We start from the raw sequence: 15,353 nt of genomic DNA, 5'->3' as shown, positions 1-15,353 counted from the left end.
GGCCCTGTCCGGCTGTTCAAGCCTGTGTTGCGTCGAAGCCGGCCCGTGCCGCGCGCACCGCATCATGGTTGAATTCGGCCCACTGCAACAAATGCTGCAATGCATCGAACATCGAGCGCCCGAGATCGGTGAGGCTATATTCGACGCTCGGCGGCTTGGTCGGGAACACTTCGCGATGCACATAGCCGTCGCGCTGCAGATCGTAGAGCGTCTGGGTCAGCATGCGCTGCGAGATGTCGGGAACCAGCCGCCGCAACTCGCCGAAGCGATAAGGCTGCTCGGCCAGCGCCGCCATCAACAGCGAACTCCACTTGCCGTTAAGCCCCTGGATGACGTCTCGGACCGGGCAATCGGCGAGATTGCCGCCGCCGGTCATGGCTTTGTAGATGTCGAGTTTGGATTTCAGATTGATGATCTTGCTGTCCACGGCTGGTTCCCTGCCTGTGCCTACCTCCCCAAAAACTGCCTTCTTTACGGCACCGGGTCAATTCCTATTTTAGTGCTGGTCTCTTTTTGAGACCAGCAACCGAACCGCCTTTCGGCGCAATGTCAGGATCCTCCATGACCGCAACCCTTCTCGTCACCGGCGCTTCCGGCCAGCTCGGCCGCAGCGTCATCAACCACCTGCTGGACACATTCAAGGTACCGGCGGCCCGGATCATCGCCACCACGCGCACGCCCGCCAACCTTGCGGATCTTGCAGCGCGCGGGGTCACCGTCCGCCAGGCGGACTTCGATGACACGGCATCGCTGCCAAAGACCTTCGAAGGCGCCGACCGGGCGCTCATCATCTCGACCAACGAGTTGGCGATCCAGGGAAAGCGTCGCGAGCAGCAACTGGCGGCGGTCGCCGCTGCCGGAAAAGCCGGTGTCAAGCATCTGCTCTACACCTCCTTGCCCAACACTGAGCCGGGCTCGCCGGTCCTCTTCGCGCCTGACCACTACGATACCGAGCAGGCGATCAAGGCGAGCGGCATCCCCTACACGATCTTCCGCAATGGCTGGTACGACGAGAACCTCTTCATGGCGGTGCCGCAGATCCTCGCATCGGGCCAATGGTATACGTCCGCGGGCGACGGCGCCATTTCCTATGGAGCGCGCGACGATCTCGCCGCGGCCATAGCCGCGGGGCTGGCCTCGCAAACCGTTGACAGCAAGACCTACACGCTGACCGGCCCCAAGGCCTATACGACAGCCGAAGTCGCCGCGCTTGTCACCGAAGCTACCGGCAAGCCGATCCAGGTCGTCCAGCTCTCCGATGAAGCACTGACGGAGGGCATGAAGGCCGCAGGGCTTCCCGAGCCGATCGCCAAGCTTCTGGTGTCATTCGACGCCGCCACGCGCGCCGGCGGCCTTGGCATGGTGACGGATTCGGTCGAGACGCTTTCCGGTCGAAAGTCGGTATCGCTGAAGCAGTTCCTGGAAGCCAACAAAGCCGCGCTGGCTGGTTGAAACCAGAGCGGTGGGAGGTCACCCTCCCGCCGCGCTACTTCGATGTCTTGAGCAGGCCGAGCCGGACCAGGCTCTCACCGGTGGCGGCCAGCGCGTCTTCGCGCGAGCGCGGCGCCCAGCCGAGCACACGCACCGCCTTGGCGTTGGTGGCATTCTTGACCTTGCCCAGTTCCGTCACCAGTTGCGCGGCTTCGGCGTTGAACAATCCGACGATCCGCACCAGCCAATCGGGAAGCTGCCTCGTCGAGACGCGCGACGCCGCGTCGCCGAGCCGCGCCTTCACGGTCTGCGCGATTTCCCGCACGGTCATGAAGTCGCCTGATACCGCGAGGAAGCGCTCGCCCTTGGCGGCTGGATTGGTCATGGCACGCACATGCAGGTCCGCCACGTCGCGTGCGTCGACCACGCCGAAGGACAGACGCGGCAACCCCGGCATGGCGCCGTTCATCATCCGCTGGACAAATTCGGTGGAGGTCGAATGGTCGGCGCCGAGAACCGGTCCGAAGATGCCGACCGGGTTGACGACCGCCAACTCCAGCCTGCCGCCCTCGGCAGCGATGAAATCCCAGGCCGCGCGCTCGGCAAGCGTCTTGGACTTCACATAGGCGCTGACCTTGCCCGTCGGATCGGTCCAGTTCTCCTCGGTGAACGGTCCGGGCGGCATCTTGCCATAGCCGATGGCCGCGAAGGACGAGGTCAGCACGACGCGTTTGACGCCAGCGTCCCGCGCAGCCCGCAGCACCCGCAGCGCACCCTCGCGAGCCGGGATGATCAGATCGTCCTCATGCTTGGGCACGCTGGCCGGAAATGGCGAGGCGACATGGAGCACGTAATCGCAATCGGCGACGGCCTCCCCCCAGCCTGCGTCACCCGTGAGGTCGGCGATGGCGAAGGACAGCCTGTCGCCCGGCTCGATGCCGCCGGCCTTGAGCATGGCCAGCACATCGGCTTTCCGCTTGGAGCTGCGCACCGTCGTGCGTACGCGGTAGCCGCCCTTCAGGAGTTCAAGGATGCAATGGGCGCCGAGGAAACCCGATCCGCCGGTGACAAGCACCAATTCGCCGCTCATGCCCGCCCTCCACCAGCTTAGGTCGAGGCGATCAAGGTCGTCAGATCGCCACCTGCGTACCGATTTCCACCACGCGTCCGGTCGGGATCTGGAAATATTCGGTGGCGTCGGCGGCCGTGCGCGCCAGACCGATGAACAGCCGGTCCTGCCACACCGGCATGCCGGAATTGGGCGAGGCCTTGAGCGACCGGCGCGACAGGAAGAAGGATGTCGTCATGATGTCGAACTTCCAGCCCTGCTTGCGGCAGATCGCCAGCGCGCGCGGAATATTGGGCTGTTCCATGTAGCCGAACGTCAGTGTCACCCGCATGAACAGTTCGTTGACCGTCTCCATCTTGACCCGGTCGCTATCGGGCACCACCGGCTGCGGCGCCGTCACCACCGAAAGGATGACGTTCTGCTCATGCAGCACCTTGTAGTGCTTCAGGCTGTGCATGAGCGCTGTCGGCGCGCTGAGCGGATCGCTGGTCAGGAACACCGCGGTGCCGGACACCAGCTGCGGCTTCTTCTTCAACAGATTGCCGGCGAGGAAATCGAGCGGGATCTCGTTACGGCGGGTCTTGTCGAACAGGTAGCGGCTGCCGCGCACCCAGGTCCACATGGCTGTGACAATGGTGAAGGCCACCGCCAGCGAGGCCCAGCCGCCCTCGAACACCTTGACGATGTTGGAAGCGAAGAAGCCGATGTCGATTAAGGCAAACAGTGCGGTCAGCGGGATTGCCACCCTCAGCCGCCATTTCCAGATACGCGTCATGACGACATAGAGCAGTACTGTCGTCACCAGCATGTTGCCGGTCACCGAGATGCCATAAGCGGAGGCGAGCTTGCTGGACTCGCCGAACCCGACCACCAGCAGCATCACCACCAGCGCCAGCAAGAGGTTGACGCGCGGCATGTAGATCTGGCCGGACTGTTTTTCCGACGTATGCAGGATTTCGAGCCGCGGCAGCATGTTGAGCTGCACCGCCTGCCTGGTCAGCGAGAAGGCACCCGAAATCACCGCCTGGCTGGCGATGACCGTCGCGGCGGTCGCCAGCACCACCATCGGGATAAGCATCCAGCCTTCGTTCATCTCGAAGAACGGATGGCCGACCACCCCGTTCTTGGCCAGCACAAAGGCGCCCTGCCCGGCATAGTTGAGCAGCAGGCAAGGGAACACGATCGACAGCCAGGCCAGCACGATCGGCTTGCGGCCGAAATGGCCGAGATCGGCATAGAGAGCCTCGGCGCCGGTGACGGCGAGGAAGATGGCACCGATGGTGACGAAGGCGACATCTGGCGAATGAATCAGGAAGGCGACGATATAGTGCGGGCTGATCGCCCACAGGATCTCCGGATCGGCGATGATGTGCTTGAGCCCGGACAGGCCGATAGCCAGGAACCAGACTGCGGTCACCGGACCGAAGACCAGTCCCACACCGCCCGTGCCAAACCGTTGCACCGCGAACACCATGGCAAGAATCACCAGCGTCAGCGGCACGACATAGGGCTGGAAGGTGGGGGTAACGACGTTCATGCCCTCGACCGCCGACAGCACCGAAATCGCCGGCGTGATGACGGCGTCGCCGAAGAACAGCGAGGCGCCGACGATGCCGACGCCAAGGATCACCGCCGAGCGCTTCGGGAAACTGCCGCGCGCCAGCGCCATCAGCGACAGCACGCCGCCCTCGCCGCGATTGTCGGCGCGCAGCACGAACATGATGTATTTTATGGTGACGATGATCGTCAGCGACCAGATGATAAGCGACAGCACGCCCAATATATCGCCACGCTCCGCGACCTGACCGCCCGAAGACGCCACCAGGGCCTCGCGAAAGGCGTAGATCGGGCTGGTGCCGATATCGCCATAGACAACGCCGAGCGCGCCCAGCATCAGCACCTTGGTGCTGTGCTGCTCGATTTCCGGATGGCTCGATTGTTCGACGGGTTCTGCCTCACTACCAGTATTGGCAAGGGCCATGGACGACACTCCGATAAGCGCGCGGTGCTCTACGCTTGCTGCGATGCAATATCAAGTACCGTCACGTTATGGCTGCCATGCCTGGTGCGCGAGGCTGCCATCATTACCACCCACAAGCCCTGAGAAACCGACCCACCGTGCCGGCCATGCCATACTCCAACGCGTCGGCTGTCAACCCATGTCCGATTGACACTTCGGCCAATGCCGGAATGCGCCTCGCCAGAGCGGGCAGATTGCCCACCGTCAGATCGTGCCCGGCATTGACCTGGAGACCGGCGGCGGATGCCGCATCGGCTGTTTTCCCCAATCTTTCCAGCTCGTTGGCCGCCTTTGCGGAATCGGAATGGCAGCTGCCATAGGGACCGGTATAGAGCTCGATCCGGTCGGCACCGGTATCGCGCGCGGCCGCAATGCCGGCGGGATCGGCATCGGAGAACAGCGACACCCTGAAACCACCCTTCTTCAGGCGCCTGACGATTGGTGTCAGGAACGCCGCGTCGGCGGCGAAGTTCCAGCCATGGTCGGAGGTTGCCTGTGCCGGCTCATCGGGAACCAGCGTCACCTGTTCGGGCTGATGCTTTTCCACAAGCGCCAGGAAATCCTCGCTCGGATAGCCCTCGATGTTGAATTCAGCCTGCGGGAACTCGTCGTCGATCAGCGCCCGGATCTCCGGCAGGTCGGAATGCCGCGTGTGACGCTCGTCGGGACGCGGATGGACGGTCAGCCCATGCGCTCCGGCGGCAAGGGCGAGCCGGCCGATGCCGATCACGCTGGGCCACGGCAAGTCGCGCCGGTTGCGCAGCATGGCGATGGCGTTGAGGTTGACGGAAAGCTTTGCGGGCATGGGCTGGTGTCCGTGAAACAGGCGGGTTAGCGGCGCGCCGCGGCCATCCGTTCAGCCTGGGCGCGCTTGAGACCGGGCATCTATAGCGTCTTTGGCGGGAACAGATAGGGCTTTCCAGTGTTCCAGAAGACCAACTCTCTTCCAAAGGAGGCCTCGCCGTGAATTTCCTGCAATCCGTGCCGGCGATCCGTCGCATCGACACCGGTCGCGACGACCTGTTCGCAATCGATGTGGTCGGGCATGTCTCGGCGGCCGATGCGGAAAACCTGTTTGGCCTGCTGGAAGCGGCCTACGCGCTCCATCAGCGAATCGACGTGGCTGTGCGCATGGTCGATCATGACGGCGTCGACTGGGCCGACATCTCCGAAGAGACCCTCAAACTGGGCGCCCTCCATGCACTGGAGCATATAGGCCGCTGCGCGGCGATCGGCGCACCGGACTGGACGCCGGACGCACGGCACGCCTTGCCCGCGTCGTCACCCATCGAATTCAGGCATTTCAAGGCCGAGGACGAAGACGAGGCCTGGGAATGGCTCGGTGTCCGGCAAGTCGGCGTACGGGAAAAGCCCTCGTCGTAGCTACCTGACGATGGTCAGCCGCTCGGCGGCCCGGGTGATAGCGGTATAGAGCCAGCGCTGGCGGGTTTCCTTGAAGGCCCAGCTCTCGTCGAACAGCACGATCTCGTTCCACTGCGAGCCCTGCGCCTTGTGCACGGTCAGCGCATAGCCATAGTCGAAATCATCAAAGCGCTTCTTCTGCTGCCAGGGGATATCCGCGTCGGGATCCTCGAACGCCGCCTTGAGCAGCTTGATCTTGGCGACGCCACGGTCCGGATCGTCCTCCTCCGGCGAGACCAGAAGGTTGATACCGGGCTTCACCGTCTCGCGCGACGAAGTCATCACCTTCCACAGCGAGCCATTGAGCAGCCCCTTGGCGGGATCGTTGCGCAGGCACACGAGCTTGTCGCCGGCCTGCGGATAGTCGGCATTGAAGCCCTTGAGCTCGCGCAGGCGCTGGTTGTAGCGGCGACGCGTGCGGTTGGTGCCGACCAGCACCTGGTCGGCCCTCAGCACCAGTTCCTGGTTGACGTCTTCCTTGCCGATCACCTGCGCCGTGCCATAGTCGCCGCGCATGAATTCGCGGCCTTCGCGCACGTCGAGCGCCAAGCGCAGGATCGGATTGTCACGCGCCTGCCGGTGGATTTCGGTGAGCAGGAAGTCGGGTTCGTGATCGGTGAAGAAGCCGCCGCCCGAAATCGGTGGCAACTGGCCGGGGTCGCCCAGTACCAGGATCGGCGTCCCGAAACTCATGAGGTCGCGGCCGAGCTGCTCGTCGACCATCGAGCATTCGTCGATGACCACCAGCTTGGCGCGCGAGATCGGGCTCTGCCGGTTGAGCGAGAAGGTCGGCGACATCGAGGTCTTGCCGGTGACCTCGTCCTCGACCGATTCCTCACCCTTGGGCCTGTAGATCAACGAATGGATGGTACGGGCATTGACCGCCCCCTTGGAGCGCAGCACCTGGGCCGCCTTGCCGGTGAAGGCGGCGAACTGCACCTGGCCGTCGACATGTTCGGCAAAATAGCGTGCCAGCGTCGTCTTGCCGGTGCCGGCATAGCCGAACAGCCGGAACAGCTGCGGCTTGCCGGCTTGCAGCCAGCGGGCAACCGCCTGCAGCGCCTCGTCCTGTTGGGGTGAGAATTCCATCAGTGCGACAGACCGGATTCGCAAGCGAAACACAAGACAGCCGCCAATCGACTGCCGTCAATGACGCACCGAGCGCCTCCGACAGCTGAGGCTATCAGGCGCACACAAGAACGTAAAGAGAACAAAAAGACAGACGCCCGGCCATCGTTGCTGTCAGCCGAGGGCAATCAAGGCTGTGCCGGCGAAGGCGAGCACGAGGATTTGGGGCGGTCCTGGACATCCGCTCAACTCGCGGATTGGAACTCCGGGTCGTTCTCGAGCAGGATCGGCCTGCCATGGGGCGTGGCGTGCGCGGCGCGCTCCCAGGCTCGGGCCATCGCGTCGACATCGGATGTGGCGGCCAGTCCCTTCGACGCCAGCAGCCGCTCCAGCGCTGCCAGCCAATGCTCGTAATAATCGTGTCCGTCCGTCGCGGCGCCCGGCTTCTTCACCTCGGCCGACAGCGCCTGTGCCCATTCGCCCCACGAAAACAGGCCCTTGTCGTGCAGCGCCACCGTCATGGCGAACGCCTCGGCCTGCCAAGGCTCGGCGAAAACCGGCGCGTCGAGGCCAACGGGCAAATCGGCGGCGGTCCCGTCAGGCCGGCTCAAGATAGCTCTCCCAGGCGTCGATCGAGACGACAAGCGTCGGATCGGCGCCCTCGCCCCAGATCTCCGTGCCGTCGAAAACCACCGTATAGACCCATTGCGGGTTCTCGCCTCGCCCGTGCGCGTTGGTGTCGGGAAAGACGAAGCCGTCGCGCACCGCCTCGATCCTGCCCAGCTTGCCGCGCGCATAGCGCGGCAGCCGTGTGTGACCGGTGGGGTTGAAATTCTTCGTCCGCACCTGCTGGCCGGCCTTGAACCGCGCCGGCGAGGCAACGGGCCGGTCGCAGGGACCACCCTTGGCCAGCACCGCCGGCACGTTTTCGGCCTTCAGCACCCGCTTCGGGATCGCCGCCGCATCGATCGCCTCGCCGGCAGCGAGATCGCGCTCGCTGACGAAGCCATGGCGCTTGAGCAGGGTCTCCAGCGCCTTTATCCAGATCTGATAGTAGCTGGAGGAATAGTAATCGGCCGGATGCAGCGATTCGCGCGCATGCCGGCTCTCATCGATATTCCAGGCTCCCATGGCGCCGGCGCAAAGCGTGACGCCGAGCGCCCGCCTCTCCCAGGCCGCGTGGAAACAGGGCTCGTCCTTTTCGGGCGCGACCGGCCCGAACCCCATCTGTCCGCCAAGATCCTGGGGCCCGTTCATGCCGGCTCTTTCGCCAGGGCAGTGCCGATCATTGCATCGCGGCTCACCAGATCGGCCAATTGCTCCTCGCTCCAGCCCTCGGTACCGCCCGGCCGCATCGGCACCACGAGATAGCGCAGTTCCGCCGTTGAATCCCAGACGCGTATCTTGGTTGCGGCCGGCAACGTCAGGCCGAATTCCTCCAGCACGCCGCGCGGATCGATCACCGCGCGCGACCGATAGGGCGGAGCCTTGTACCAGACCGGCGGCAGGCCAAGTACCGACCATGGATAGCACGAGCACAGCGTGCAGACGACGAGGTTGTGGGTGTCGCCAGTGTTGAACACCGCCTGCATGTGCTCGCCCTGGCGGCCGGTATAGCTCAGCGATTCAATCGCCGCCGTCGCGTCGCGCTTCAGCCAGTCGGCATAGGCGGGATCGTTCCACGCCTTGGCCACGACCCTCGCGCCGTTGCGCGGGCCGATCTTGGTCTCGTAGGTATCGACGATGACGTCGATCGCGGCCGGATCGATCAGCCCCTTGCGGGTCAGGATGGTTTCCAGCGCACGCACGCGCGCCGCGAACGGGTCGAGCTCATTGTCGTGGTCATGATCATGGGACATGGCCACAAACTACGGTTCCGATCCGCCGGCGGCAAGCGCCACGGCTTGGGCAAGCTTTATCCAGGCCATCAGGCAGCTATTCGGCCGCTGTCTTCTGCGGCTCCGCCCGGATGTCGTCATTGGTGCCGAACAATGAAGGCTGGTCGCCATTGTCGACCACCTTCAGTTCAGCCTTGCGCTTCGGCATGAGCCCGACCAGCCAGCCGGAGAAATTCTCCATGTAGACGTAGATCACCGGCGTCACGAACAGGGTCAGCGCCTGCGAAGCCAGCAGGCCGCCGACAACGGCAACGCCCAGCGGCTGGCGCAGCTCGGCGCTGGCGCCGGTGCCGAGCGCGATCGGGAACGTCCCCATCAGCGCCGCCAGCGTCGTCATCATGATCGGCCTGAAACGCATCAGGCAGGCCTTGTGAATGGACTCCTTGGCCGACATGCCCTCTCGTCGCAATTCAAGCGCGACGTCGACCATCATGATGCCGTTCTTCTTGACGATGCCGATCAGCATCAGGATGCCGATCACCGCTATGACGGACAGATCCATGCCGGCGAAGCGCAGGGCAACCACCGCTCCGAGCACAGCCGATGGCAGGCCGGTGAGGATGGTGAGCGGATGGATGAAGCTCTCGTAGAGAATACCCAGCACGATATAGATGGTCAGGATCGCGCCGCCGACCAGAAGCCCCTGGTTGGCCAGTGAATCCTGGAAGGTCTTGGCGGTGCCGGCAAAGGTGGTCGAGATCTCCGTCGGCATGCCGATCTGCTCTTTGAGCGCGTTGATGCGGGTCACGCTGTCACCCAGCGCCACGCCTTGCGGCAAATTGTAGGAGATGGTCACGGCGGGAAGCTGGCCGAGCTGGTTGACGGTCAGGGCGCCGGCCGTGCGGTCGACCCGGGCGAAAGCGCCAAGCGGAACCAGGGAGCCGCTCGCCGTCCGCATCTGGATGGCAAGCATCCGCTCGGGCGACCATTCGATCTTGGGATCGAGCTCGGTGATGACCTCGTAGCTGTCGGCCGAACCGAAGATCGTCGAAACCTGGTCGGTGCCGAACCCGCCATAGAGCGCGGTGCGCAGCGTGTCGGTGTCGATGCCGAGCTGGGCGGCCTTGTCGCGATCCACCACCAGCGATGCTTGCAGCGCATTGTTTTGCAGGTCGCTGGTGACGTCGGTGAACGTCGCGTGGTCGGCCGCCATGGCGTCGTTCAGCTTCTGCGCCCACGTATCGGTCAGGCCGGTATCGAGGCCCTGAACCACGAGCTGGTAGGCGCTGGCCGACGAACGCGACCCCAGCCTCAGATTTTGCACCGGCTGCATGTAGGTCTCGATGCCCGCCACGCCGGCCAGTTGCTTGCGCAGATCCGAAAGCACCTTCTCGATATTGGGACGCTGGTCCTTGCCCTTGAGCTGGACGAAGAGCTGCCCCTGGTTGAGCGCATTGTTGCCGCTGCCCGCCGACCACGCCACGTGATCGACATAGGGCGAATGCGAGAAGACGCTGGCCACCTGGCCCTGCAGCTTGGCCATGGCGTCGAACGAGATGTCCTGGCGCGCGATGGTCGTCACCGATATCTGGCCGATATCCTCTTGCGGGAAGAAGCCCTTGGGCGAGATCTGGATCAGCCAAACCGACGCCGCGGCCGTGCCCACGAAGACGAGAAACACCAGGAAGGTGTGCCGCAGGCAGAAGGTCAGAACCCGGTCGTAGCCACGCGTGACGATATCCCGCTTATGGCCAGCGCCATGCTTGTCGCGATCGGCCTTCGTGACCGATAGCAGCCGCGAGCACAGCATCGGCGTCAGCGTCAGCGACACGAACATCGATGCCAGGATGGCGACGGTCACCACGACGGCGAACTCGTTGAAGATGCGTCCGATCACGCCGCCCATCAGGAGCACCGGGATGAACACCGCCACCAGCGAGATCGAGATCGAGATGATGGTGAAGCCGATTTCGCGCGCGCCCTTGAGTGAGGCATCGAAGGCCGACAACCCATCCTCTTCCATGTGCCGGAAGATGTTTTCCAGCATCACGATGGCATCGTCGACGACGAGGCCCACGGCAAGCGTCAGGCCCATCAGCGATATGTTGTCGATGGAGAATCCGAACAGGAACATCGCGCCAAGCGTGGCGATCAGCGAGATCGGCACCGCCACTGCCGGGATGATGGTCGCCGTCACCCGACGCAGGAACACGAAGATAACCATGACCACCAGCGCGATGGTCAACAGCAGCGTGAACTGGACGTCGTCGACGGCCTGGCGGATCGACGTCGAACGGTCGTTCAGCAGCTTGATCTGCGCGGCGGCCGGCATCTGGTCCTGGAAGGACGGCAACATCGCCTTGACCTTGTCGACGACGTCGACGGTGTTGGCATCGGGCTGGCGCTGCACGGCCATGATGATCGCGCGGGTACCATCGTACCAGCTCGCCGTCGTCGTGGTCTGCACCGAATCGACGACACGGGTTACCTCGCCCAGCCGCACCGGGTGGCCGTTCTTGGTGGCGATGATGAGGTTGGAGAAGCCGGCGGCATCGGTGAGCTGTGTGTTGGCGGTGATGGTCAGCTGCTGCTTGTTGTTCTGCAGCACGCCGAGCGGCGTGTTGCTGTTGGCCGACGCGACCGCCGCCTGCAGCTGGTCGATCGAGATGCCGCGCGCCGCAAGCGCTGTCGGATCGATCTGGATGCGCACCGCGTATTTCTGCTGACCGAAGATCGAGACCTGCGCCACACCGTCGATGGTCGACAGCGATGGCGAGATCACGTTCTCGGCGAAGGCGTCGAGCTCGGTCAATGGAACCGTGTCGCTGACCAGCGACATCAAGAGGATCGGCGCGTCGGCCGGATTGACCTTGCGATAGCTCGGCGGCGCCGTCATCTGCGGCGGCAGCGATTTCTGCGTTCGCGCGATCGCCGCCTGCACGTCCGCCGCCGCTGCGTCGATATCCCGGTTAAGCACGAACTGGATGGCGATCGAAGTCTGGCCGAGCGAATTCGTGGTCGAGATCGAATCGATGCCGGCGATGGTGGCGAACTGCTTGATCAGAGGCGTCGCCACCGATGTCGCCATGGTTTCCGGCGACGCGCCCGGCAGTGAAGCCGAGACGTTGACCACCGGAAATTCGGCGCTGGGCAGTGCTGCCACGGGCAGGAACTTGTAAGCAAACAGCCCGCCCAGCACGAGGGCGAACGACATCAGAAGGGTGGCGACGGGCCTGCGGATGCAGAATTCGGAGATCATCGGGCCGCCTCGCCGGCGTTGGTCGCCTCGGCCACCTTGGGCGCGGCCGTCGAGTTGCCCTCATGCACCGCGGCACCATTCTTCAGCCTTGTCTGGCCTTCCGTGACCACTTTCTCGCCGGCTTTCAGCCCCTGGCTGATGGCGCTGTTCTGGCCCTCGGTCAGAGCCACCTGCACCGGCCGCATCTCGACGGTGCTGTCCGGCTTGACCACATAGACGAACGGGCCCTTCTGGCTGGGCTGGACCGCGACGGTCGGAACGGAGGTCATCTGCGGCATGATCCCGGCGTCGAGGACGACATTGACATACTGGCCGGGCCACAGCGACAGATCGGCATTCGGTATGCTCGCCCGCGTCGCGATCGTGCCCGACGCGGTGTCGACACTGGAATCGACGAAATCGAGCGTGCCCTTGCCGATCGGCGTCGGGTCGCCGTCCTTGGTCAACGTCACCGCGCCTTGCTGCGGATTGGCAAGCGCCTTGTGCAACAGCGCAAGGTTGCTTTCCGGCAGATTGAAGTTGACCTGCAACGGGTCCATCTGGGTGATCGTCACCAGCGGTGTTGCCGTACTGCTGTTGCCATTGCTGACCGTGACGAGATCGCCGACCGACACGTTGACGGCGCCCAGCCGACCCGAGATCGGGGCTGTGATCGTGGCAAAGCCAAGCTGGACGTTGTCGGCATCGATCGTCGCCTTGTCGGCATCCACGGTCGCGGCCGCCCCCTTCTGCGCGGCAATGGCCTGATCATAGGTCTGCTGGGTACCAGCCTGCTTGGCGACAAGATCCTTGGCGCGCTGAAGATCGGAATTCGAGCTGGCGAGCAACGCCTGGTCCTTGGCAAGTGCCGCTTGGTCCTTGGCGAGTTGCGCCTTCAGCGAGCGGTCATCGAGCGAGAACAGCGTGTCGCCCGCCTTCACCATCTGCCCGTCCTTGATCTCGATCGACACGATCTGGCTGGAGACCCTCGCGTTGATGTTGACCACAGCCGGAGAGGAGACGAAGCCGATGGCATAGCGACGGATCGGGAAGTCGGCCGTCGTTGCCGTTGCCGAAACGATCGAGGCCGAACGGGCGCCACCGCCGCCTGATGCCTGCTTGTCCCCTGCCGCCGGCTCGTCGGTTGCCGATTTGCCCGCAACGGCGACCGGCTTTACGCCGACCAGTTGCTCAACCTTGCCCAGCGTATCGGGAGACAGATAGAGCCAGGCCCCGCCGGCACAGGCGACGGCAAGCAATGAAAGAATGACTTTTCCACGTATCGTCAAAGCACCCTCTCCGTCCGACACGCCGTTGCCAGGTGGTCGTATCATAGCTCGTTCACGGCTGATTGCCGCGATTTAGCCGAATAGATAGGACAGGCATTTGTCGGAAAAGGGCCAAAACACGGCATTACGAAGATTTAATGTGCACTGCACAATAGGTGGGCAGCCGGTCGCCGCCACAGGGGGGCGAGGCTCGTCGAACCGTCGGGACCCCTATTTCAGCATCGGCCACAGCGTCGCCGCCAGCAGCACGCCCATGGCGATGTTGAACCATTTCAACCGTACCGGGTCCGACAGAAATCCACGCAACGCCGTGCCGAACCCCGCCCACACCGAGACGCTGGGCAGGTTGACCACGGCGAAGGCGAACGAGATCAGCGCTACCGAGATGAAGGGGTGGTCGGGGTTCGTGTAGACAGCCATGGCGGTGATCGCCATCACCCAGGCCTTGGGATTGACCCACTGGAATGCCGCCGCATCGATGAAGCGCATCGGCCGCGCTTCCGCCTCACCCTTGCCGCTCAGTGAGCGCGACGTGGCGATCTTCCATGCGAGGTAGAGCAGATAGGCGGCGCCAGCGACCTTGAGGACATTGTGCAGCGCCGGAAACGCCGTCAGCACCGCGCCAAGGCCGAAACCCACGGCCAGCAACAGGACGAGAAAACCGATGCTGATGCCCAGCATGTGCGGGATCGTCCTGGTGATGCCGAAATTGACGCCGGAGGCCAAGAGCATGAGGTTGTTCGGCCCCGGCGTGATCGAGGTCACGAAGGCATAGACGAGCAGTGCGAGGAATGCGTCGAGTGACATCGGGTCCACAAGGTCAGCAATGCTGACATAGATAGCGAACACGTCAGACGCAACCGCAATCCTTTGGTCCAGCAGTCGCCGGCCATGTCGATCGTAACTCAGCCCGTCGAACCCGGGACGCCTTCATCTGACGTGAGACGGCGCCGGCAGCCGGTTGTCGGCGGCAGTCATGGCCGGCTGCCCGCCGCGCAGGCGGCGCAACCCCTTCCGTCTTGGAGTATTTTCCGGAAGTTTCACGCTGTGCGCGAGACCAAGGCCGGCAAGAACCCGGATGAAGATCCAGCCGAGGTCGATCTGTCCCCGTTCAAGACCAAGCCTGGCGGATTCGGGGAATGCGTGATGGTTGCCGTGAAAACTCTCCCCGAACGTCACCAAACCGAAACGCGGCAGATTGTAGCCCTGCACCGCCACGCCATCGACACACCATCCCTGGTCGCCGCTCCGATGCGCGAAATGCCCGACCAGCCAATGTCCTGTGAGGGACATGGAAACACGCACCGCGATGCCCCAGACCACCCAGCTCCAGCCGCCAAGCAGCAGGAAGGCAATGGCCCATGGCAGCTGCTGCAGCATCCAGGTGCGCTCGAGGAATTTGTAGAACCGGTCATTCCGGATCGACGGCTCGATGACGAAGTCAGGCGGATTGCGCAAGGCGACCACGCAATGCATCTGCCAGAAGGCGTCGATGAAAAAGGGCTGGCGGTGGGCATGCAGGTCGTGGCAGGCCGTCTGCCGCTGCGCCCAGTCGCGGATATCGTGCGCATGGATCATTCCGAACGGGCCGGCCATGCCGACCAGCACGCCGAGATAGACCAGCGCGTGTTCGATCCAGATATGAACCTTGAACGAGCGATGGATGAGCAGGCGATGCATCCCGACCGAGTGTCCGGCGCAGATCGTCACCGCTGTCGTCACCACGAACAGCGCAAGGGCGCTCCAGCTGAAGGTGAGCGGCCCGAACACGATGGCAACGACAGTCATCGCGCCGACCCAGATCGACTTGGCCGGCATCCAGACAACCCTGCCATCGCGCGCGTCGCTGTCTTGTCGAGAAATCATTCTGCCCGTGGATATGGTCTTCATCGGGAACCCCTCCCTCGCATGAACATTTTCCGAACCACAGCCTTGTCTTTCGGCGCCTCGCGCCATATTTAGGCAGTAAGCTAATCAT

The 15,353-nt window shown here is 63.7% G+C and carries 14 protein-coding genes; 2 read left to right on the top strand and 12 right to left on the bottom strand.

Annotated features, from left to right (window positions below):
• Positions 1 to 16 precede the first annotated feature (16 nt).
• Entirely contained in the window at positions 17 to 427 is a 411-nt protein-coding gene (locus EB230_RS16980; protein ID WP_056572991.1) for a helix-turn-helix domain-containing protein, read from the bottom strand.
• 134 nt (positions 428 to 561) lie between these two features.
• Here EB230_RS16980 and EB230_RS16975 point away from each other — a divergent pair, with 134 nt between their 5' ends.
• On the top strand, positions 562 to 1,452 hold the full coding sequence (locus tag EB230_RS16975; RefSeq protein ID WP_056572994.1) for an SDR family oxidoreductase: 891 nt from the start codon (positions 562 to 564) through the stop codon (positions 1,450 to 1,452).
• 34 nt (positions 1,453 to 1,486) lie between these two features.
• On the opposite strand, the gene EB230_RS16970 is transcribed toward EB230_RS16975, so the two are convergent.
• From EB230_RS16970 to EB230_RS16960, 3 genes are all read right to left on the bottom strand, one after another.
• Entirely contained in the window at positions 1,487 to 2,521 is a 1,035-nt protein-coding gene (locus EB230_RS16970) for an aldehyde reductase (protein ID WP_172373270.1), read from the bottom strand.
• Between the two features lie 40 nt (positions 2,522 to 2,561).
• Positions 2,562 to 4,481 (bottom strand): potassium transporter Kup, encoded by a 1,920-nt coding sequence (locus tag EB230_RS16965; protein ID WP_056573000.1) that lies wholly within the window; start codon positions 4,479 to 4,481, stop codon positions 2,562 to 2,564.
• Positions 4,482 to 4,584: 103 nt separating this feature from the next.
• On the bottom strand, positions 4,585 to 5,325 hold the full coding sequence (locus EB230_RS16960) for a pyridoxine 5'-phosphate synthase (protein WP_056573004.1): 741 nt from the start codon (positions 5,323 to 5,325) through the stop codon (positions 4,585 to 4,587).
• 158 nt (positions 5,326 to 5,483) lie between these two features.
• Between EB230_RS16960 and EB230_RS16955 the strand changes: the two genes are divergently transcribed.
• On the top strand, positions 5,484 to 5,903 hold the full coding sequence (locus tag EB230_RS16955) for an STAS/SEC14 domain-containing protein (protein WP_172373268.1): 420 nt from the start codon (positions 5,484 to 5,486) through the stop codon (positions 5,901 to 5,903).
• Here the strand turns inward: EB230_RS16955 and EB230_RS16950 are convergent, their stop codons facing one another.
• From EB230_RS16950 to EB230_RS16915, 8 genes are all read right to left on the bottom strand, one after another.
• Positions 5,904 to 7,031 (bottom strand): ATP-dependent RecD-like DNA helicase, encoded by a 1,128-nt coding sequence (locus EB230_RS16950; protein WP_140775885.1) that lies wholly within the window; start codon positions 7,029 to 7,031, stop codon positions 5,904 to 5,906.
• Between the two features lie 224 nt (positions 7,032 to 7,255).
• Positions 7,256 to 7,621, bottom strand: coding sequence for a nitrile hydratase accessory protein (locus EB230_RS16945; protein WP_172373266.1), 366 nt, complete (start codon positions 7,619 to 7,621; stop codon positions 7,256 to 7,258).
• Positions 7,608 to 8,267, bottom strand: coding sequence for a nitrile hydratase subunit beta (nthB, locus tag EB230_RS16940; protein WP_172373264.1), 660 nt, complete (start codon positions 8,265 to 8,267; stop codon positions 7,608 to 7,610). The genes EB230_RS16945 and nthB overlap by 14 nt, the downstream gene beginning before the upstream one ends.
• Positions 8,264 to 8,869, bottom strand: a complete 606-nt coding sequence (gene nthA / locus EB230_RS16935) for a nitrile hydratase subunit alpha (protein WP_172373262.1) — start codon at positions 8,867 to 8,869, stop codon at positions 8,264 to 8,266. The genes nthB and nthA overlap by 4 nt, the downstream gene beginning before the upstream one ends.
• 76 nt (positions 8,870 to 8,945) lie before the next feature.
• The gene (locus tag EB230_RS16930; protein WP_056573023.1) at positions 8,946 to 12,107 is read right to left on the bottom strand and encodes an efflux RND transporter permease subunit; all 3,162 of its coding nucleotides are present in this window, start codon (positions 12,105 to 12,107) and stop codon (positions 8,946 to 8,948) included.
• Positions 12,104 to 13,369: an efflux RND transporter periplasmic adaptor subunit gene (locus EB230_RS16925; RefSeq protein WP_172375099.1), complete on the bottom strand. Its 1,266-nt coding sequence runs from the start codon at positions 13,367 to 13,369 to the stop codon at positions 12,104 to 12,106. Before EB230_RS16925 ends, EB230_RS16930 begins: the two co-directional genes overlap by 4 nt.
• Positions 13,370 to 13,585: 216 nt before the next feature.
• Positions 13,586 to 14,182, bottom strand: coding sequence for a LysE family translocator (locus EB230_RS16920; RefSeq protein ID WP_056573508.1), 597 nt, complete (start codon positions 14,180 to 14,182; stop codon positions 13,586 to 13,588).
• A 123-nt stretch (positions 14,183 to 14,305) separates the two neighbouring features.
• A complete protein-coding gene (locus tag EB230_RS16915) occupies positions 14,306 to 15,265 on the bottom strand; it encodes an acyl-CoA desaturase (RefSeq protein ID WP_065005572.1) in 960 nt (319 codons plus the stop codon).
• Positions 15,266 to 15,353 lie beyond the last annotated feature (88 nt).

The sequence above is a fragment of the Mesorhizobium sp. NZP2234 genome (genome assembly GCF_013170765.1).
Classification (GTDB): domain Bacteria; phylum Pseudomonadota; class Alphaproteobacteria; order Rhizobiales; family Rhizobiaceae; genus Mesorhizobium; species Mesorhizobium loti_D.
Note: the sequence above shows the minus strand (reverse complement) of the source record. Positions and strands in the feature narration are given on the sequence as shown.